Below are 20,568 nucleotides of genomic sequence, written 5' to 3'. Positions count from 1 at the left end.
TCAGGCCCTCCGGGCGGTGATGGGCAGGGGGTTGCGCAGCATCTCGCCCTTCATCACCCCGACACCCGCCGTGGGTGAGACTGGCTGGGCGAGGATCTTGTGGACTGTTTCCATTCCCTCGATCACATAGCCGAAGCAGGCGAAGCCAAGGTTGTCCCCCTGGGCTGTGGGATCGGCGTCGAGGTAGGCCTGCTCTCCCGCACAGATAAAGAAGTCCGATGTGGCCGAGCCAGGCGCCCTCCGGCCCATGGAAATGGCGCCGTCCGTATGTTTCAGGCCAGTCCGGCTGGTCGGTTCGTGGCGGACGGGCGGCAGGACCCAGGCCGGGTTATTCTGCAGACCCCCCTGGATCACACCGTAGTCAAACGTCTCCGCGCCGGGCGGCAGGGAGCGACGGTAGAAAACGCCCTTGTCCATGCGTCTTTCATCGACGTAGCGCAGGAAGTTCGCCGTTGTCGCCGGGGCCTTGTCACCCCTCAACTCCAGAAGGATGTCACCCAGACGAGTCGCGAGCTTGACCCTGACGATCCCGGGCGCACTGGCGGCGAAGGCGGGTCCCGCGGCGGTTGCCGCCGCGGCGGCCAGAAGATCGCGACGACGGATCATGGTCTCCCCCTGACAGATTTCATCCTAGACCGGCGAAGGAGACCTTGAAACCCGGCTTCAGGTCAGGGGTGCGTCTCGACGCTCTCCGCCTGCACCCTGACACCGGCCCAGCGGTTGATTGTGGCGATCAGACGGGCGGGAATGATGGGTTTTCCGATGTGGTCATTCATCCCCGCACGCTCAGCTTCAGCCACATGTTCCGGCAGGACGTTGGCGGAAAGCGCCACAATGGGCGTGGTTCCGTTCTCGGGAGAGAGTTGCCGGATCGCCCGCGTCGTCGCAAAACCGTCCATTCCGGGCATCTGGAGGTCCATCAGGATCAGGTCGAAGGTCTGGCGCATAGCCAGTGAGACGGCCTCCTGGCCGCCGGAGGCTTCCTCGACCTGCTGGCCCACCGCCTCCAGAAGGGCGCGAACGATCTCCCGGTTGGCCTCAACGTCATCGACGACGAGAATTCGAAGGCTATCCTGGGCCTCTTCAAGCGCATCGGCGGGTACGGCGGGAGCCACGTCTCCTGCAGGAGGGGCGACAAGGTCGAAGGTGAAGGTCGATCCTGCCCCCGGCTTTGATCGCGCCGAGATCGCGCCCCCCATCAGTTCGGTCAACTGCCGGCAGATGGACAGGCCGAGGCCGCTTCCGCCGAACCTGCGGCTGATCGAACCATCCGCCTGGGTAAACCTCTGAAAGAGCTTTTCGATGAGCCCATCAGGGACCCCCACACCCGTATCGGTCACTGAGATCTCCAGGGCGGATCTGTTCCAGTGATATCGGGCCTCGACCCGGATCGAGCCTTCTTCGGTGAACTTGAGGGCGTTGCTCAGCAGGTTGACCAGCACCTGCTGTATGCGGGAGCGGTCCGCGAAGAGATACTCCGGCGACGGGTCGGAGAGCTGCAACTCCAGCCGAAGTCCCTTGGCGTCGGCCTGCGCCGCGAAGAGGTCGATGACCTCGTCCAGGAAGTCCCGGAGGTGGAAGGGCCCAGGGTCCAGGTCGACCTGTCCGGCCTCCAGCTTGGAGAAGTCCAGGATGTCGTTCACAACAGCGAGCAGCGTCTCACCGCTGGCGATCACCTTCCGGATGTAGGTTTCGGCGAGGGCGGGCAGGCCTGGAACCTGCGCCAACAGGGACGAGAAGCCAATCACGCCAGTCAGGGGCGTACGGATCTCGTGGCTCATGTTGGCCAGGAATTCGCTCTTGGCCTGCGCCCCCGCCTCAGCGTGGGTCTTTGCATATCGCAGGTCTTCTTCGAGCGTCCGGCGTTCCGTCACGTCCCGGAAATTGATGACGGCGGAGCGAGGGCGTCCCTCCGGATCGCGGATGGCGTTAGCGTAGCCCTCCAGCCAGACCAGCTCGTCAGGACGGTGACGAATGAGAAAGCGGAATTCGCCGGTCAGCTTGAGATCCCCGTTTTCCTCCTCGAAGACGCGGTTGAGGAGTTGGGTCGCGGGGGCGCGGTCCTCGGGATGGATGAAGTCGATCAAGGGGCGATGGACCAGGGACTCTGGCGTGTAGCCGAGCATCTGCGCCGATGGCGAGGCGTAGAGGATACGTCCGCCTGCGCTGATCCAGATCACGATATCCGAGACGTTATCGGCCAGCAGCCGTAACCGGGCTTCGCTTTCCGAGAGGGCGGTCTCCCGTCGGCGGGCATCTGTCGTATCCATCGATACGCCGACGATCCCGGTCACCTCTCCGGCGTCGTCGAGTTCGGGGTTGCATTGGGTAAGGACGTACTTGACCCGACCGTCAGTGAGTTTGCATCGAACCTCCAGCCTGACGGGCCTTCGGGTCCGGACCACCTCCAGGAACATCTCCTGGATCCGGGCCTGGTCGGTCGGGTCGTGCAGCTTGATAATCTCGCCATAGGCGTCGCCATTCCTGGCGGGGTCGATTTCGTACAGTTCCATAAGCCCGGTGGACCGGCTGACCGCGAGGGTCCGCTGGTCAATCCGGAAGTGCCCCGAGCCCGCCAGGTGCTCCGCAAGTTCTGCAACCCTTTGGGCATCCTCGAGTTGGCGCGTTTTCGTCATCCCCTCCCACAGGATACGATCGAAGGTCCGGCGTCGCTCCGTCAGCGTCATGAAGACCACAGTGAAGACCGCCAGCAGCAGGATCAGAAGCGACAGGTCGGCGGCCGCCAGCTGGGGTTCACCTGCCCTGAAATGCTCAATTGCGACTCCGATCTGCCGGAAGGTTCCAACCGCCACCGGCGGGCCGACCTGGTACCAGAGCTGTCGCGGTCTTCGATAATCAACGACCGTGGCCCGAACCACCATGGCGCCCCATACACTCAGGCCGGCGACCGCAGCGTTGGGGTCTGGAACGGAGATGAGAGCCAGACCCATGCCCGCACCGGCCAGGCTGCGGATCAGGATAGCGATGTCCGCGAGGCCAGTGCGCTCGTGACCGGCGCGACGCGTCGGGGCCTCCAGCGCGGCCGTCGCCAGGATGAAGGCCAGCCAGAGGGATGCAGGTTGGAGGCCTAGAAAAGGGACTGCAGCGATGGCGATCGCTACGCCGGCGAAGGCGTCCTGGACGGCGCCGCTGGAGAAGAACCTCCAGATCCTGAGACGCCTGAGATCGCTTCCCCCGGGGTATCCCGGTCCTCGGCTATCCAGCTTCATTGCCCTTGCGTCCAGAATCACTCCGACCGGAGCTCGCGGTCTGATCTGGACAAGGTGCTCGCCAACCGTGAAGAAAAGCTTGTAGCGCCGTTGGGCGGCTTGCCAGCCTTCAGCTCTTCGGTCACTTGAGCGGCTCTGGTAAAGGAAACGAACACATGGCGATTTCACTCTACGATGTCAGCGTGCGCTCCATGCTTCAGACTGTGGGCGCGGTTTCGGCCTTCGTCGAGAAGGGGCGCGTCTGGTGCTCCGAGGCCGGCGTGAACCCCGACGACGTGGTCGAGATGCGACTGGCCGCGGACATGTTCCCATTTCGCTTCCAGCTTCTCTCGGTGGTCCACCATTCCATCAACGCCATGGAGGCCGCCCGGACCGGGGTCTTCGGCCCGCCTGCGCCGCAGGAGCTAGACTACGCCGGCCTCCAGGCCCTTGTCGCGGACGCCCACACCCGGCTCAAGGCCCTGTCCGAGGATGAGGTCAACGTTCTTGAGGGGCGCGAGGTGATCTTCAAGCTCGGACAGACCCAGATTCCCTTCACCGCCGAGGGTTTTCTGATGTCCTTCTCCCTGCCAAACCTGCATTTCCACGCGGCGACCGCCTACGACATCCTGCGGCAGAAGGGCGCGCCGCTGGGCAAGCGCGATTATCTCGGGGCGATGAGAATCCGCTCCTGACCGGAAACCGGCGGACGGACCCGGTCCAACGGCCTTCCCACCCGGACATGGGGCCTCAGGCCCCCCGGGTGTCGGCGTTGTCTGGAGTCTGGAGGCGGACGCCCGACCATCGGTTAAGGGTGGCGAAGAGACGGGCTGGAACAATGGGCTTACCCACATGGTCATTCATGCCAGCCTCTCGGGCCTCATCGACGTGCTCGGCCAGCACATTCGCCGATAGGGCGATGATCGGGGTCGCAGCGTTTTCCTTCGAGAGTTGGCGGATTGCGCGCGCGGCGGCGAAGCCATCCATCCCCGGCATCTGCAGATCCATGAGAATGATGTCGTAGGGCTGGCGCATCGCCATGGAGATCGCCTCAGGACCACTTGAGGCTTCCTCCATCCCGTGCTGGCCAGCCGCGAGCAGCAGGGCCCGGAGCAGTTCCCGGTTGGCTTCCAGGTCATCGACCACCAGGATCCTGGACATCTCATCCGCCATCGCGGCGCCCATCGGTGACGCGCCCGAATCCATGACTGCGTCAACGACCGCGTCAGCGGGCGGCGCCAGGATCGTGAAGGTAAAGGTCGAGCCCGCCCCGGGGGCCGAGATGACCTCAATGCCGCCCCCCATCAACTCGGTCAGCTGGCGGCAGATGGACAGGCCGAGCCCCGTACCGCCGTACCGGCGGCTGATGGACCCGTCCGCCTGGGTGAACCTCTGGAAGAGCCGTCCTGCCGCGTCAGGGTGAATCCCGACTCCCGAATCGCTGACCGCGACCTCCAGTTTCTGCTGAACCTGGTCATACCGGGCCTGGATCCGGATGACGCCCTTCTCGGTGAACTTGATGGCGTTGCTGAGCAGATTGGCGAGCACCTGCTGCAGGCGCGCCCGATCGGCCATGAGATGCTGCGGCGCATCCTCGGCGACCTTGATCTCTAAACGGAGGCCCCTCGCCTCGACCTGGGCCGAGAAAAGGCCGGCGACGTCCTCGAGGAAGCCGCGCAGGGGAAAGGGCGCCGGGTCCAGTTCTAGCTGTCCGGCTTCGAGCTTCGAGAAGTCGAGGATGTCGTTCACGACGGTCAGGAGAGCCTCGCCGCTGGCGATGACCTTGCGAATGTAAAGGTGCGCCTGAGCCGGCAGGTCCGGCGTCTCCGACAGCAGGGTGGAGAAGCCGATCACCCCGGTCAGCGGGGTGCGCACCTCGTGGCTCATATTGGCCAGGAACTCGCTCTTGGCCTGGGCCGCCGCCTCGGCCCGGGCCTTGGCAAGACGCAGGTCGGCTTCCAGTTCCCGACGCCGGGTGACGTCCCGGAAGTTGAAGACGGCGGAGCGGGTCAAGGCCTTCGGATCCCGGACGGAACTTGCCAGGCCCTCCATCCAGACCTCCCGGCCTGCGGCGCTGCGGGTCCGGAACCGGAACTCTCCGGTCACTTCCCCATCCGGCGCCTTATCGCCGAAGACCTGGCGCAGCAGCTGCTGCGCCGCCCCCGCATCCGCAGGTTCGACAAAACTCGAGAGTTGGTGGCCCAGAAGGTCCTCGGGTTCGAAACCCAGCGCTTGTACGGAAGGGGAGGCGTAAAGGATTCTGCCACCCTCGGTGATCCACAGGATCACATCGGTCACGTGATCGGTCAGCATACGGATGCGGGCTTCGCTCTCCATGAGCGCCTCTTCCCGCAACCGGGCCTCCGTGATGTCCATGGCGACGCCCAGGATCGCAGTCACCTGCCCCGTCAGTGAAACTTCCGGGCTGGTCTGGCAGAGTATGATGCGTTCCCGGCCGTCGCGTCTCCGGAAGCGGGCTTCAGCGCGGTTGGGCGTGCATGTCCGAACAGTCTCATGGATCAGGCGGGTCAGCTTCTCGCGATCGGACTCATTGTAAAGGTTGAACAGATCCTGGACGCTGGGCTTCTCGACCCCGTGATCAAAGCCGTGGATCGCGTACATGCCGTCGGAAAAGTCTGCAGTCGCCAGATTGTCGCTGAACCGGAAATGACCGGTTCCGGCGAGCTGCTCGGCAAGAAGGGCGATCTTGTGCGCTTCGCGTGCGCGGAGCGCATTGGCTCTGATCTCCGAATTCACCCGGTTCCAGCCGGTGCGCCGACGAATGATGGCCGCCCGGACGATCAGGACGATCAGAATGATCAGGACAAGAGTCCCGAGGTTGGTCACCATCAGGTCCGTTTGGCCCCCCTGGGCGTTCTTGATCGCCTTGCTCAACTCGAAGGCGCTCGCGGACAGGGTCGGTGGGATCACATTGATCCAGAAACGCACCGGCGGCAGGGTCTCAACCACCAGTTTCAGGGCCAACATGAAGGCAATAGTCGCCATTCCCAGGGTCTGAGCAGGTCCGTCGAAGCCCATCAGCAGGCGCAGGCCGAGCAGGCAGAAGGACGAAACGATCAGAAACTCGAAAACAGGCTTCGCAACGACACGCGGACGTCCGGTCAGTGTCCTCGAGAGGACGCCATCAATGACCAGAAGGAGAACAATCCAGCAGAACCAGACTAGCGCGCCGGCGAGGGTCAAGTAAGGCGAGGCCGCAATCGCGACGACCAGGGCGAAGGCGAGCTGAATCGCTGGCGTGGGACTTCTGATCCCCAGTCGATCCATGAAGGTGGAGCCTGGTAACCGTGGAGCCCGCGGGGACGGTTTCGGGTCATCACTCTGGATCGACATCGTGTATCCGGCGCCCGCTGAATCTGGATCGATCCGGGGTAGTTTATGGCGATTAAGGAACTCTTGCACTTTCTGCGACGCAGGGCGCCCGGTCACCGCCCGGCTGAGCCCCTTTTCCCGTCGGATCGGCTCCGCCGCCCACCTTTCTTGACCCACCAGCAGGGCCGGCGCAGCCTCGGCGGTGCAGGGCGGAGCTGGAGGTCCGAGGTGGTCGCAAGCAGGAAGAGCGAGCAGGATCGCAGCGGGCGACGCCGCCGCTCTCATCGCTCCGCCTGCGCCCCATTCCGCCGCAAACTTATCCGCCGCCGTGTGTAACGAGTATCAGCTTCGCGCCCGGCGCGCTGACTATGACGCCGCCTTCCGGGCGGTCGGCGCGGATGTTCTATGGCTCGCCCCCGAGCCTAACCGGCCTCTCGACGGCGCCTTCCGGCCGACGGACCGGGCGCCCATTCTGCGCCGGTCCCCGGAGGGTCGGATTGAAGGAATTGAGGCGCGTTGGTGGCTCGTCCCGGCCTTTCACCGGGGTCCGGTGTCCGACTGGAAGGCCATGTGCACCAATGCCCGCATCGAAACCGCCGCAACGACGGCCTCCTTCCGGGACGCCGTGCGCACCGGCCGCTGCCTCGCGCCCGTCACCGCCGTCTTCGAGTACGATGCGCCGCCCGGGTGGCGGAAGGGGCGACCCAAGCGGCGCTGGGAGGTCTCCTGGCCTGCGGACGATGCATCCGGTCCGGTCCGCTTCATGGCCGGCCTGTGCGCCCGGTCCCGGCCCGCGGATCTGCCGGAAGAACTGGACAGCTTCGCCGTGATTACGCGCCCTGCCGGGGCGGACATGGCCCGCATCCATGACCGACAGCCGGTCATCCTGACCCTCGACGAGGGGCTGGACTGGCTGGAGCGGGGTGGATTGGAGTCGCTCCCGGCCCCGGGACCGGAGGGCTCGCTGACACTCCGGGAAGCGCCCCGCTAGACCAGCCGCTTACCCGCGTCGTCGATGATCGAGCCCAGGTCGCGGGTCTCTTCGGCCAGGATCATGTCATTGTGCGCCTTGCCCGAGGGGATCATCGGGAAGCAGTTCTCTTCCTTGGTGACGCAGCAATCGAAGATGACCGGGCCGGGATAGTCGATCATCTGCCGGATGGCGTCGTCCAGCTCCGCCGGCGTCCGCGCCCGCAGGCCCAGGCACCCAAAGGCCTCCGCCATCTTCACGAAGTCCGGCAGGCTGGCCGAGTAGGAGTGCGAATAGCGTTCGCCGTGCAGCAGCTGCTGCCACTGGCGGACCATGCCCATCCACTCGTTGTTCAGGATGAAGATCTTGATCGGCAGGCCGTACTGGATGGCGGTCGACATCTCCTGCATGGTCATCTGCACGCTGGCGTCGCCACCGATGTCGATGACCAGGCTCCCGGGGTGGGCCAGCTGCACGCCCACCGCCGCCGGCAGGCCATAGCCCATGGTTCCCAGCCCGCCGGAGGTCATCCAGCGGTTGGGCTCCTCGAAGTGGAAGAACTGCGCCGCCCACATCTGGTGCTGACCCACCTCTGTGGTGATGTAGACGTCCTTGTCGCGGGTCAGGGCGTAGAGCCGCTCGATGGCGTACTGCGGCTTGATGCTGTCGGCCGAGGGCGCATAGCGGAAGGAATTCCGTGCGCGCCAGGCCTCGATCTGCCGCCACCATTCGGACAGGGCGGCGCCGTCGCAGGAGAGGCCGCGCGCCTTCCAGACGGCGATCATGTCTTCCAGAACGCTGGCCGCGTCGCCGACAATGCCGATGTCGGCCCGGACGTTCTTGGAGATCGAGGACGGGTCGATGTCGATGTGGATCTTGCGCGAGCCCGGCGAGAAGGCGTCGAGCTTGCCCGTCACCCGGTCGTCGAAGCGCGCGCCGATGGCCACCATGACGTCGCAGTCGTGCATGGCGTTGTTGGCCTCGAAGCTGCCGTGCATGCCCAGCATGCCCAGCCACTTGTCATCGGAGGCCGGGAAGGCGCCCAGGCCCATCAGGGTCGAGGTCACCGGGGCCCCGGTCAGGGCGGCGAACTCGCGCAGCAGGGCCGAGGCCCGGGGGCCGGCGTTGATGACCCCGCCCCCGGTGTAGAGGATGGGCCGGCGGGCGCCGGCGATCATCTGCACCGCCTCGGCGATGCGCGCCGGGTCGCCCTGGGTCCGCGGCCGGTAGTCGTGCGCGTGCACCACCTCCCGGGGCCCCTGATAGGCGGCCCGGCCGAACTGCACGTCCTTCGGAATGTCGATGACCACGGGCCCCGGGCGTCCCGAAGTGGCGATGTGGAAGGCCTCGTGCATGATGCGGGGCAGGTCCGCGGTATCCTTGACCAGATAGTTGTGCTTGGTGATCGGGCGGGTGATGCCGATGGTGTCGCACTCCTGGAAGGCGTCCGTGCCGATCAGATGGGTCGCGACCTGGCCCGTGATGACCACCAGGGGAATGGAGTCCATCAGGGCATCGACGATGCCCGTGACGGCGTTGGTGGCGCCCGGCCCGGACGTCACCAGAACGACCCCCGGCTTGCCTGTCGAGCGGGCGTAGCCCTCGGCGGCGTGGGTCGCCCCCTGCTCGTGGCGAACCAGGACGTGCTGAAGGCGCGGCTCGTTGAAAAGGGCGTCATAGATCGGCAGGACCGCCCCTCCGGGATATCCGAAAAGCGCCTCCACCCCCTGGTCCACCAGGGCGCGCACGACGATCTCCGCGCCCGTCAGGGTTTCGGTCTCGGTAGCGGCGGGGGTCAGGGTCTGGGTGCTCATGGCGGTGGGGTCCGGGGGTGTTGGGCAACAAAAAGGGCCCTCAAGGGGCCCGGGCGTATGCGACCAGTCGCGGCTGACGGGGTCAGTCCGCGGCGGGCCGCCTGGCGACTACGAGGATGCGACGCATGTGTCGTCTCCGGAAACAGTGTGTAAGGCTAGTGCCATGCCCCTTTCAGGCCGTCAAGTCGGGGTTCAGCGCAAGAAATGACCTCCACTGGGCTTCGGGATCGATGTCGGTGATCGCCGGCCAGTCCGCCATCCGGCCCCTGAGCCACACCTCCTGGCGCTTGACGTAGTTGCGGGTCGCCCTCTGCCCGGCTGCGATGGCCTCCTCCAGCGTCATCCGCCCGTCGAGAAAGGCCAGAAGCGGGCGAAGCCCGACGGCCTTGCAGGCGGGCAGGGCGGGGTCCAGCCCGCGCGCGGCGAGCCTCCGGGCCTCCTCGAGCGCGCCGGCGCGGACCATGGCGGCGAACCGGGCGTCACAGCGGCGATAAAGTTCCTCGCGCGGAGGCATGAGCCTTACGCCGCGCCAGCCGCCGGCGGGCAGTCCCCCCTGCGTTTCCGCCTGCCAGTCGCTGAGCGACCGACCCGTGTCTGCAAACACTTCCCAGGCCCGGCAGAGGCGCTGGCGGTCTCCGGGCAGGATCCGGGCGGCGGCGGCAGGATCGACTTCGGCCAGCCGTTCCCGAAAGGCGAGCTCTCCGAGAGCCTCGAACTCCGCCGCGGCGCGGGCGCGGGCGTCGGCGGACACCGCCGGCGCGGTGGCGAGCCCCCTCACAAGGGCCTCGAAGTACAGGCCAGTGCCCCCCGCCACGACCACGTCGGTTCCCCGCCGGCCGAGGGTGTCGATCACCTCGCGCGCCGCTTCAAGCCAGCGTCCGGCGGACCAGGCCTGCCCTGCATCCACGGTCCCGACCAGGTGATGCCGGACGGCTGCAAGGTCGTCCGGCCCCGGCGATGCGGTCAGCACCGGCAGGTCGCGATAAATCTGGAGGGCGTCGGCGCCGATGATCTCTGCGCCCACCTTCCGCGCGAGGCGGAGGGCCAGTGCGGACTTGCCGCTTGCCGTAGGGCCGGCGATGAGCCAGATGCGGGACGTCATGCAGATCGCGCTTACCCTTGTGGGACTGGACCCGGCTGCGGCGGACGCCGCGGCGGGCCGCATCGCCGAAGCGCTCGCAGCCCGGGGGCGCCCCGTCAAGCCGGCGCCGTCGCCGGGCCCGGCCGCACGGGAGTTCCAGCTGGACCCCGCCGACCTGCAGGACCTGCGCCGGGCCGCACTTGCCGCCGCGTCGGGTCTGCCGGTCGACCTCTGCGTCCAGCCCCTCGAGGGCCGCCGAAAGCGCCTGCTGCTGGCCGACATGGACAGCACCATCATCGCCTGCGAGTGCCTGGACGAGCTGGCCGACTTCGCCGGCCGCAAGGCCGAGGTGGCCGCCATCACGGAGCGTGCCATGCGCGGCGAGCTGGAGTTCGAGGGCGCCCTGCGCGAACGGGTGGCCATGCTGGCGGGCCTGCCGGAATCCCAGCTCGAACGCGCCTACGCCGAGAGGGTCCGTCTCAATCCCGGCGCCCGGACCTTCGTGCGCACCCTGGCCGTCTCGGGCGCCCACTGCGTCCTCGTGTCCGGCGGCTTTGATTTCTTCACCCGACGGGTCGCCATCCAGGCCGGATTCCACGAGGACCGGGCCAACCGGTTCGTCGTGTCAGAGGGTCACCTCACCGGCGCCGTCGAAACCCCGATCCTCGGTCGTGAAGCCAAGCTCGCCACCCTTGTCTCCGAGGCCGAACGGTTGGGCCTGGACCTGTCCCAGGCGGCCGCCATCGGCGATGGCGCCAATGACCTGGCCATGATCGGGGCTGCGGGCCTGGGGCTGGCCTACCGCGCCAAGCCGGTCGTCGCCGCCGAGGCCGACGCCCAGATCGACCATGCCGACCTGACGGCGGCCCTCTATTTCATGGGCTTCACCGAAGCCGAGTTCGTCCGCGACTGACGCTCAGGACGACAGGCGGAGCCTCAGCAGGTCCGCCGCGGCGTGCAGGTCCTCCACGATCCGGGCGCAGAGGGCGTCCATCTCCTCCGTGGGCGCCAGGAGGTCGGGGATCATGACGGTCATCATGCCGGCGGCCGCCGCCGACCGGACGCCGTTGTGACTGTCCTCCAGGGCAAGACAATCGACCGGGTCGACCTCGAGACGCCGCGCAGCGACCAGGAACGGATCAGGATGGGGCTTGCCGCGCGGATAGTCTCCCTTCGCCGAGACGGCGTGGAAGCGGCCTTCCAGCCCGTGCCGGCCGAGGTTGAAGGCGACGTCCTCGTGCCGGGAAGAGGTGGCGATGGCCCGGGGCAGGGCGAGGTCGTCCAGCAGGTCGAGGAACTCGCGCACCCCCGCCTTCAGGAAGTCCTGCCCCCTGGCGAGGGCGTGGAAATGCTCCGCTGACGCATCCCACAGGCCGTCGACGTCGAAGTCTTCGCCGAAATGGTCCAGCAGAAGGCGGCGGCTGGCTTCGCCCGGCAGGCCGATCAGGCTGTGGAAGACCGGCTCGGGCATGTCATGGCCCATTCCCCCGGCGGCGGCGGCCAGGGCGTCGCGGTAGAGGGACTCGGTGTCGAACAGGAGCCCGTCCATGTCGAAGACGACGGCGCGGGGCGGGCGGAGCAGGGCCATGGCGGCCTTATCGATCCTCGTCCTCCTTCCAGCAAGGGTCCTCGCCCCTTGTCATCCTCGCCCGCCGACCGGATATGGGGGCCTGAGCCGTTGAGAGACCCCCGATGACCGCCGACGCCCCCATCGACCGCGCCGCCCTGCTCGCCGCCCTCGACGGGATCCTGGACCCGAAGTCCGGCAAGGGCCTCAATGCGGCGGGGCTGGTGCGCGGCCTGATCCTGGCGCCGGGCCGGGCGGGCTTCATGCTGGAGGTTCCGGCCGGCGAGGTGGAGACCTACCAGCCTGTGCGCGACGCCGCCGAGGCCCTGATCGCCGGCCTGCCCGGGGTGGTCCGCGCCCAGGTCGTGCTGACCGCAGAGGCGCCCGCCGGACGCCCCTCGGCGACCGTCACGCCGGTCGGCGCAGCGCCCCAGCGCCGCACCGCCGCGCGGGTCTCGGAGGATCCCGCCGCCCGGCCAGCCCCCTCCGGCGAGGCGGTTCGGCCCGATCATGTGCGCCGGGTCATCGCGGTGGCCAGCGGCAAGGGCGGGGTCGGCAAGTCCACCATCTCCGTCAACCTTGCCGCGGCTCTCGCCGCGCGGGGGCTCTCGGTCGGCCTGCTGGATGCGGACGTCTATGGCCCTTCGGCCCCCAGAATGATGGGGCTGGACTCCCGTCCCGCCTTCAACGCCGACAAGAAGCTGGTGCCGCTTGAGGCCTGGGGCGTGAAGGTCATGTCCATCGGCTTTCTGGTGGACGAGGGCTCGCCCATGATCTGGCGCGGCCCGATGGCCTCGTCCGCCGCCCGCCAGATGGTGCAGGACGTGCTTTGGGGAACGGCGGAGTCGCCGCTGGACGTCCTCGTCGTCGACCTTCCGCCCGGCACGGGCGACATCCAGTTGACCCTCGTTCAGAAGCTGAAGATCGACGGGGTCCTCATCGTCTCCACCCCTCAGGAGATCGCTCTCATTGACGCCCGCCGGGCGGCGGCGATGTTCCGCAAGACAGAGACTCCCTTGCTGGGCGTGGTCGAAAACATGGCTTGGTTCGAGGAGCCGTCCACCGGGGCCCGGATTCCGATTTTCGGCGAGGGCGGAGCCCGGGCCGAGGCCGTTCGCCTGGGCATCCCCCTGCTGGCCGAGATTCCCCTCGAGACGCCCCTGCGCGCCGCCTGCGACGAGGGCCGGCCGGGCGTGCTCTCACACCCTCAGAGTGCGTCCTCCCGGGCCTTTGCCAGCCTCGCGGCGGCGGTGGCCTGAGATAGAAAGGACGCCAGCCGTCAGCGGCGGTCCACCGTTGCCTGACCGGGCTCGGCCGTCAGTCCCTCCAGGACGGCGGCCTCGTCATAGTTGACCGAAACCCCGTCGCGTTCATCCAGCTGTCTCCGGATTTCGGCGTGGGTCTTGGCGTCGAGCTTGTAGCCGATGAAGCAGGCCCCCGCGAGCATGACGAAGATGATCGGCCCGATGATAAACGCCAGGTCCAGAACCAGGAGCTGCTCCGGCGTGTTGGCGGCTCCCCCCCTGGGGTCGTAGCCGAACAGGGCCAGCAAGTTGAAGGTCAGGGCGATCGAGAACGCCCCCGCCAGCTTGCTGGTGGCGGCCGTGAGCGAATAGAGCAGGCCGATCTGCTCGCGCCCGCCCTCCAGGCGAAGCTCGTCGCCGATGTCCGCCGTGATGGCCCGGATCATGACGCCGAAGCCCGCAGCGAGGGCGCCTTCAATGGCCATGGCGGGGACAAACCAGGCGAAGTTTCCCTTTGGCAGGAACAACAGCAGGCCCAGGCCCACCGAGTACAGGGTGGTTGTCAGCATCAGCGCCCGGTGCTTGCTGATGCGGTTGGCCAGGGCCGCAGTGAGAGGTGCGCCCACAAAGCCGGCGACGATATAGACCATCAGGAGCAAGCTGGCGCCCGTCTGGGTGAAGCCCCGGGAATTCATGAAGAAGAACATGTAGAGGGCCGCCATCCAGCCTGGGCCCAGGGTCACGAAGAGGTCTGCCGCAAGGACGCGGATCACGTTCCCCCGGGCGAACAGCCTAGCGTAGTCGGAGAACTTGAAGTGCGCCCCGTCGTCGCGGCTGATGGTCTCCGGGGTCGGGATCACCGCAATCAGGAGGGTGATGGGGATCATGACCATGACGAACCAGCCTATGGCCTGGATCGGGTTGACGTCCTTGACGCCCGTCTGCTCCAGCAGGATCGGGATGGCGAGGGCCGTTAGGGATCCGATCACGCCCACGGCGGTCAGAATCCCGAAAATCTTTGATCTCTGCTCGTAGGTCTTGGCGAGGACGGCGGCCCAGGCGGAGTGCGAGAGCCCCATGATCGACTGGCCGAGGTACATGGCCAGCAGCCAGATCACCAGATAGGCGAGCGTGGCGCCCTTGGGCGCATTGTAGAGCATGTAGACGGAGACGATCAGCACCGGCGCGCCGGCCATCATCCAGACCCTGTACCGCCCGAACCGGGTTCGCGTGCGGTCCATGCCAAGGCCGATCACCGGATCCAGCCAGATGTCCATCAGCCTCACAAGGCCGAAGGCTCCGCCGACGACGGCGAGGCTCACGCCGAGCTGGCTGGCGAAGTAGGGGGGGAGCTGGACTCCCACGGACAGGCCGAGCGCGGCGAGGGGAAGGCTGATGGCGGCGAAGGCGAGGGAGGCGGACAGACTGAGCCGGCCGCCCGCTGGCGCCTGTTTGACTTGCGACACGCTATCACTCCTCCCCGTTCGCCCGGTGTCCCCGGGTCGTGCGGAAGGATAGGCCGCGCGCCCCCTGTCAGCGCAAGGGAAATCGAGGCCCAGATGTGGCGTCAGCCGCCCTGCATCTTGCGGAAGAACTTCCCGCTCTGCTCGCCGCCGTTGACATAGGCCTTCTGGCCGGCCGGGTCGGTGATGCGGGCGAAGTTGTCCCGAACCTCCTCAACCGACAGCCCGCCCTCGCCAAGATAGACGCCTTCGGTCTCGTAAATCCGGGCCTGGGCGAAGGCGCCGGCGCCCGCCGTCAGGATCACGCCGGTCGGCGCCTCTTCTGAGACCAGGTAAACCACCGCCGGGGTCACATACTCCGGCTTCAGCTTTTCCAGGACCTCTGCGGGCATCAGGTTCTCGGTCATCCGGGTGGCGGCCACCGGGCTGATGGCGTTGACGTGGATGTTGTTCTTCTGGCCCTCGAGCTTCATCGTGTTCATGAAGCCGATCAGGGCCAGCTTGGCCGCGCCGTAATTGGCCTGGCCGAAGTTGCCATACAGGCCCGTGGACGAGGTGGTCACCAGGATCCGGCCGTAGTTCTGGGCCTTCATGATCTCCCAGACCGCCTTGGCCGGCTTCACCGTGCCCATGACGTGGACGTTCATCACCGCCTCGAAGTCGGACATCTCCATCTTCGAGAACGACTTGTCCCGCAGGATGCCAGCGTTGGCGACCAGGATATCGATGCGGCCCCAGGCGTCCATGGCCTGCTTCACCATGTTGGCGACACCGGCGTCGTCGGTCACCGAGCTGCCGTTGGCGATGGCCTCGCCGCCGAAGGCCTTGATCTCGGCCACCACGGCGTCGGCCGCGGCCGAGGAGCCGCCCGAGCCGTCTACGGAGCCGCCCAGGTCGTTGACCACCACCTTCGCCCCGCGCCGGGCGAGCTCAAGGGCGTGCTGCCGACCGAGGCCGCCGCCTGCGCCCGTGACGATCGCCACCTTACCGTCAAACCGGATGTCCGCCATCTGAAGGCTCCCTGCCCAAGTTGAATTCGGGCGGGTTTGTGCGGCGGGGGAGGGCGGGCGTCAAGCCGCGCGTCAGGCGCCGCCCTTCAAGAACCGCACCAGCACCCGCTGGCCGATCAGAAAGGGGGCGTCGCCTGCGCTGACCACCACCTCCACCACCCGTTCGTCCTTGCGTTCGGACGGATCGTCCGACTGCAGTCGCCGGGCGCCGAACACCGCCGAGATCCTCAGGACCTGGCCGGGATAGCTTTTTCCCGGCTCGCCCTCAGGGCTGATCTCTACCGCCTGGCCCACGGTCACCGCAGGCAGAGAGCCTTCCGTCATCTCCGCCCGGACGATACGCGGCGTCCTCGGCTCCAGGTCGAAAAGGGTCGAGACGTTCAGGGTCGAGGCGCCGGCTCCCGGGTTCGCGTAGCGGCGGGCGATCCGACCATCGACAGGGGCGCGGACGATCGTCAGTTCAAGCTCATACTGGGCCTGGGCCAGGGCCGCTCGGGCGGTGTCCACCGCCGCATGTCCGGACGCCAGATCGGCCTCGGCCTGCCGAACCTGGTCGTCCGCCTGGTCGAGCTTCTGGGCGGCGACGAAGTTAGATCCGACCAGACCCTGGAGCCGTTCACGCTCGCGCCGGGCGGTCGACACGGCCACCTCCAGACCGGCGAGGCGCGCCCGGGCCTCCCCGAGCGCCGCCGAGGCGCGCGCCGCCGCCAGGCGGGGCTCATCGTCCTCCTGGCGAGCCAACACCTGGCCTTGTGTCACTACGTCGCCCTCGTTCACCAGGACGTCGCGGATGATACCCGCCCGGCGGGCGGCGACCGGGATCATGCCGCCTTCGACGTCGACCTTGCCGTTTGCGGCTGCGGCGTAGGGCGAGACGGCCGGCGCGGTTGCGGGCTCAGGCTCCGGGATGGCCAGCATCCTCCAGGCCGCTAGGCCGGCTCCAGCCGCCACCAGCAGGATGAGCCCCCAGACCAGGGGTTTGCGCAACAGGCCCGTCATGTGGTCTCCGCCTCCATTCCGGCGATCCGGCCATCCTCGATATGGATGACCCGATCGGCCCAGGCTTCAAGTCTGTGGTCGTGAGTGACGCAGATCACTGCAGCGTCATGCTCGCGCGCCGCACGCTGCAGGAGGCCGACCACCCTCTGTCCGTTTTCCCCGTCCAGGGCGGAGGTGGGTTCATCTGCAAAGATCAGCTCCGGCTGCTTCGCCAGGGCCCGGGCGATGGCCACCCTTTGTTTCTCTCCGCCCGAGAGCTCCGCCGGGCGAAGGGAGAGGCGCGGCGTCAGTCCCACCTCCTCCAGCGCTTCGGCCGCCCGGCGCCGGGCCTCGCCCCGGGGACGACCTGCAAAGGTCAGGACCTGGGCGACCTGGTCCAGGGCGGTGAGGGCCGGGAACAGGTTGAACCCCTGGAAAATGAAGCCGCAGTGATCCATCCGGAACCGGTCGATCGCCTCGGGCCTCTGCTGCCAAAGGTCTGTCCCCAGGGCGTTCACGGTTCCGCTGTCCGGGCGCAGCAGGCCGGACAGGACCGCCACCAGGGTCGACTTGCCGGACCCTGAGGGACCCATGACGAGCGTGATCTCGCCCCGGCGGGCGTTGAAGTCGACGGCGTCCAGAACGGTTATGCTCGCCCCACCGGAGGCGTAGCGCTTGGTCAGGCCCCGCGCGACAATGGCGACATCGCCGCTCATCTCAGCAGCTCCGCAGGCTGGCTGCGGGCCAGGGCGCCCAGGGACAGGAAGCCTGAGACCATGGCGATCAGCATCAGCAGGCCGGCAATGAGCGCGACGAAGGGGGGGCTCACGGCCATCGTGACATTCGTGACTCTGGCGAGGCCCAGCACGCCCGCCATAAGACCGGCGGTGGCGATCAGGCCTGCGACTCCGACCCAGAAAGATAGCTCCAGAACCACGCCCCTCAACGCGGACATCGAGACCCCCAGGGCGCGGAGGCTGGCGAACTCGCGGATGTTGGAGGCGATCGCGCCACGCAGGGTCTGCGAGGTGATACCCAGTCCGATCAGCACCGACAGAATGAAGGAGAACCCCAGGACGATGCCGACGATCTGTTCCTCCATGAAGGCTTTCTCGTTGGCTTTTGCGAGATCCCCCGGCAGCCAGGCTCGATAACTCCCGTTCGCCCGGGCGTTAAGCGCATCCCTCGCCCTGACGGCCGCCGCAGGATTCTCAAGCCGTACAAGCAAAGGACCGGTCTTGTCGCCGCGCGTCATCAGGCCCAATCGGATCATGCTGTCCCTGGAGACGAACACCTGCGGAGACTGCACATTCGCATAGCCCTCGACCGCGCCCCGGACGACGATGGTCTGTCCGTTGACAATGGCCATATCGCCGACCTGGACGCCCAGAACACTGAGGCCCGACCGGTCCACCACGGCTGAGAGCGGCGTCTGAAGCGCAGTCATTGTAGTCTGGCCGAAGTCGCGGGGCAGGGTGACGGCGTTGGGCACGGGGTCCACCATCGCGACCAGGACAAAGACCTGCCGCTGGGCTTCTCCCGGACCTGGGATGTTCCTCCAGGTGGCGCCGCTCATTTCCCAGGGGCTCAGGTCGCGGACATCCGGCGACAGATAGATCTGCGGAGCGATCCGGCTGGGTAGCTCAATGGCGGTGGGACCGAAAACACTCTCCACCTTGGGGGGCATGATGATCAGGTCCGCCCGGCTCCGGTCCAGGGTCGCGGTGATGGAGCGGACCAGCCCGGTGATCAGCCCAAAGAGCGAGAGGATCAGCACGCCCGAGAAGGCCAGCGCGATCACCGCCGCCTGATAACGGCGCCATTCATGGATGAGCGTGGCCAAGGCGAGGGACATGGATGCTCCAGTGGACTCTCCGGGACCAGCATCCCACCCGCCGCATTAATCGAAGGTAAGGCTGCGTGGCGTCAACCCCATCCGGCGCCGGGGTGGTCACCCGCGGCGCGCGCCGCTAGAACCGCTCTATGACCGCCTGCTCGGGGCGAGAACGGATGAAGACATGAACCTGAAACTCGCCGGCGCCCTGGCCGCGGCCGCCCTCACCCTGCCCGCCTCCGCGCTCGCCGACGAGGGCATGTGGACCTTTGACGCCTTCCCCGCCGCACGGGTGGAGCAATCCCTCGGGGTCAGGATCGACCAGAAATGGCTCGACCGCATCCAGGCCGCCTCGGTGCGCCTGACCAGCGGCTGCTCGGCCTCCCTCGTCTCGCCCGACGGCCTTGTCCTGACGAACCACCACTGCGTGGTCGACTGCGCTCAGAACCTGTCCAGCGGCGGAAGCGATTACGTGAAGAACAGCTTCCTCGCCCGGATCCGCGCCGAGGAGCGCACCTGCCCGGGTGTTCAGGCCGAGATCCTTCTCTCCATCACGGATGTCTCCGCCGACATCGCCAAGGCGACCAGCGGCCTTTCGGGCGACGACTGCAACAAGGCCCGGAACGCAGCCTATTCCCGCCTGGAAAGCGAGGGCTGCGGCAAGGATCCCCAGACCCGTTGCCAAGTCATCAGCTTCTATCGCGGCGGCCAGCACAAGCTGTATCGCTACCGGAAATACTCCGATGTGCGCCTGGTCTTTGCTCCGGAAATCAGCGCCGCCTTCTTCGGAGGCGATCCGGACAATTTCAACTTCCCGCGCTACGCCCTCGATGTCAGCTTCCTGCGGCTCTACGAGAACGGCAAGGCCGTCCGAACCCCGCAGCACCTCACCTGGAAGGCCCGGGCGCCCCTGCCGGGTGAGGCGACCTTCGTCTCGGGTAACCCCGGCTCCACCAACCGCCTGCTCACCGTCGCTCAGCTGGAGACCCAGCGCGACCTCATCCTTCCCATTGGTCAGCTGCAGCGCGCGGAGCTCCGCGGCCGCCTGATCGAGTTCTCCCGCCGCGATGCCGAGAGCCGCCGGATCGCTACGGACTCTCTCTTCGGCGTCGAGAACAGCTTCAAGGCCTTGTTCGGCCAGCAGTCCGCCCTCAACAGTCCGTCCCTGATGGACGCCAAGCGGGTGGAGGAAGCCGAACTGCGGGCCCGGGTCGCCGCCGACCCGGCTCTGGCCACCCGGATCGGGGACCCCTGGTCGGAGATCGCCGCCCTCCAGCAGGTCACCGCCGACCAATTCCTCCGGTACCGCCAGCTGGAGGCGGCTTCAGGCGGAAACTCCGAGCTTTTCGACTACGCCCAGATCCTCGTCCGGGCGGCCCGCGAGCGCACCCTGCCCAGCTCCGAGCGTCTGCCTGCATTCGCCGACGCCCGTCTGCCCCTGCTGGAGAAGCAGCTCCTCGACGCCGCGCCCGTGGATCCGGCCCTCGAGCAGCTGGAGCTGGAGTTCTGGCTGCTCAAGACTCGTGAGTACCTGACCGCCGATGACCCGGTCACCAGGCTGCTCCTGGGCCGCGAGAGTCCCGAGGCCTTGTCTCAGGCCCTGGTCGCGGGCTCGAGACTGGGCGATCCGGCGGTGCGCAAGGCGCTCTGGGACGGCGGGGAGGCGGCTGTCGCGGCCTCCGACGACCCCATGATCCGCTACGCCCTGAAGATCGACGCCGAGGCCCGCGCCGTGCGCAAGGCCTGGGAGACCCAGGTTTCGGCCCCGACCGAGGCCGCCGCCGCCCGGATCGCCAGCGCTCGCTTCGCGGTCTATGGCGACAAGGTCTACCCAGACGCCACCTTCTCCCTGCGCCTGTCCTACGGAAAAGTCGCGGGTTGGACCTGGCGGGGGAGAGAGGTCCCCCCGACCACGACGCTAGCGGGCCTCTACGAGCGCGCCACCGGCGCCGAGCCCTTCCGCGTCGCCGACCGCTGGCTGGCCGCCCGGGACCGGATGAACCTGGACGCCGTCTTGAACTTCGTCACCACCAACGACATCGTCGGCGGCAACTCCGGCTCGCCG

Annotated in this window: 16 protein-coding genes; 5 read left to right on the top strand and 11 right to left on the bottom strand. The window is 67.4% G+C overall.

Annotated features, from left to right (window positions below):
• Together IM632_RS03880 and IM632_RS03875 are read right to left on the bottom strand one after the other, a co-directional pair.
• Positions 1–606: a peptidylprolyl isomerase gene (locus IM632_RS03880; RefSeq protein WP_296479865.1), complete on the bottom strand. Its 606-nt coding sequence runs from the start codon at positions 604–606 to the stop codon at positions 1–3.
• 62 nt (positions 607–668) lie between these two features.
• A complete protein-coding gene (locus tag IM632_RS03875) occupies positions 669–3,230 on the bottom strand; it encodes a PAS domain-containing hybrid sensor histidine kinase/response regulator (RefSeq protein WP_296552028.1) in 2,562 nt (853 codons plus the stop codon).
• Between the two features lie 155 nt (positions 3,231–3,385).
• On the opposite strand from IM632_RS03875, the gene IM632_RS03870 reads away from it, so the two are divergent.
• Positions 3,386–3,904: a DUF1993 family protein gene (locus IM632_RS03870; protein WP_296479867.1), complete on the top strand. Its 519-nt coding sequence runs from the start codon at positions 3,386–3,388 to the stop codon at positions 3,902–3,904.
• A gap of 55 nt (positions 3,905–3,959) precedes the next feature.
• Here the strand turns inward: IM632_RS03870 and IM632_RS03865 are convergent, their stop codons facing one another.
• Positions 3,960–6,497, bottom strand: a complete 2,538-nt coding sequence (locus IM632_RS03865; RefSeq protein WP_296479868.1) for an ATP-binding protein — start codon at positions 6,495–6,497, stop codon at positions 3,960–3,962.
• 373 nt (positions 6,498–6,870) lie between these two features.
• On the opposite strand from IM632_RS03865, the gene IM632_RS03860 reads away from it, so the two are divergent.
• Positions 6,871–7,533, top strand: a complete 663-nt coding sequence (locus tag IM632_RS03860) for an SOS response-associated peptidase family protein (RefSeq protein WP_296479869.1) — start codon at positions 6,871–6,873, stop codon at positions 7,531–7,533.
• On the opposite strand, the gene IM632_RS03855 is transcribed toward IM632_RS03860, so the two are convergent.
• The gene (locus tag IM632_RS03855) at positions 7,530–9,326 is read right to left on the bottom strand and encodes an acetolactate synthase 3 large subunit (RefSeq protein WP_296479870.1); all 1,797 of its coding nucleotides are present in this window, start codon (positions 9,324–9,326) and stop codon (positions 7,530–7,532) included. The two genes, IM632_RS03860 and IM632_RS03855, sit on opposite strands and share 4 nt — an antisense overlap.
• A 172-nt stretch (positions 9,327–9,498) precedes the next feature.
• Entirely contained in the window at positions 9,499–10,428 is a 930-nt protein-coding gene (miaA, locus tag IM632_RS03850; RefSeq protein ID WP_296479871.1) for a tRNA (adenosine(37)-N6)-dimethylallyltransferase MiaA, read from the bottom strand.
• Between miaA and serB the strand changes: the two genes are divergently transcribed.
• Positions 10,406–11,320 carry a phosphoserine phosphatase SerB gene (serB, locus tag IM632_RS03845; protein ID WP_296479872.1) on the top strand — a complete coding sequence of 305 codons (915 nt, stop codon included), beginning with the start codon at positions 10,406–10,408 and terminating at the stop codon, positions 11,318–11,320. The two genes, miaA and serB, sit on opposite strands and share 23 nt — an antisense overlap.
• Positions 11,321–11,323: 3 nt before the next feature.
• Here serB and IM632_RS03840 read toward each other — a convergent pair whose 3' ends face one another.
• Positions 11,324–11,995 (bottom strand): HAD family phosphatase, encoded by a 672-nt coding sequence (locus tag IM632_RS03840; RefSeq protein WP_296479873.1) that lies wholly within the window; start codon positions 11,993–11,995, stop codon positions 11,324–11,326.
• A gap of 104 nt (positions 11,996–12,099) precedes the next feature.
• On the opposite strand from IM632_RS03840, the gene IM632_RS03835 reads away from it, so the two are divergent.
• Entirely contained in the window at positions 12,100–13,233 is a 1,134-nt protein-coding gene (locus IM632_RS03835; protein WP_296479874.1) for an Mrp/NBP35 family ATP-binding protein, read from the top strand.
• A 20-nt stretch (positions 13,234–13,253) separates the two neighbouring features.
• Here IM632_RS03835 and IM632_RS03830 read toward each other — a convergent pair whose 3' ends face one another.
• The 5 genes from IM632_RS03830 to IM632_RS03810 form a co-directional block, all read right to left on the bottom strand.
• Entirely contained in the window at positions 13,254–14,684 is a 1,431-nt protein-coding gene (locus IM632_RS03830; protein ID WP_296552027.1) for an MFS transporter, read from the bottom strand.
• A gap of 101 nt (positions 14,685–14,785) precedes the next feature.
• Positions 14,786–15,691 carry an SDR family NAD(P)-dependent oxidoreductase gene (locus IM632_RS03825; protein ID WP_296480191.1) on the bottom strand — a complete coding sequence of 302 codons (906 nt, stop codon included), beginning with the start codon at positions 15,689–15,691 and terminating at the stop codon, positions 14,786–14,788.
• A 72-nt stretch (positions 15,692–15,763) separates the two neighbouring features.
• Positions 15,764–16,690, bottom strand: a complete 927-nt coding sequence (locus tag IM632_RS03820; RefSeq protein ID WP_296480188.1) for an efflux RND transporter periplasmic adaptor subunit — start codon at positions 16,688–16,690, stop codon at positions 15,764–15,766.
• Positions 16,687–17,385, bottom strand: coding sequence for an ABC transporter ATP-binding protein (locus tag IM632_RS03815; RefSeq protein ID WP_296480186.1), 699 nt, complete (start codon positions 17,383–17,385; stop codon positions 16,687–16,689). Before IM632_RS03815 ends, IM632_RS03820 begins: the two co-directional genes overlap by 4 nt.
• A complete protein-coding gene (locus tag IM632_RS03810; protein WP_296497151.1) occupies positions 17,382–18,524 on the bottom strand; it encodes an ABC transporter permease in 1,143 nt (380 codons plus the stop codon). The genes IM632_RS03815 and IM632_RS03810 overlap by 4 nt, the downstream gene beginning before the upstream one ends.
• A 163-nt stretch (positions 18,525–18,687) precedes the next feature.
• Here IM632_RS03810 and IM632_RS03805 point away from each other — a divergent pair.
• Positions 18,688–20,568: S46 family peptidase (locus tag IM632_RS03805; RefSeq protein ID WP_296552026.1), on the top strand; the 1,881-nt coding region annotated here is incomplete at its 3' end.

This window comes from Phenylobacterium sp., assembly GCF_020402505.1.
Classification (GTDB): domain Bacteria; phylum Pseudomonadota; class Alphaproteobacteria; order Caulobacterales; family Caulobacteraceae; genus Phenylobacterium.
Note: the sequence above shows the minus strand (reverse complement) of the source record. Positions and strands in the feature narration are given on the sequence as shown.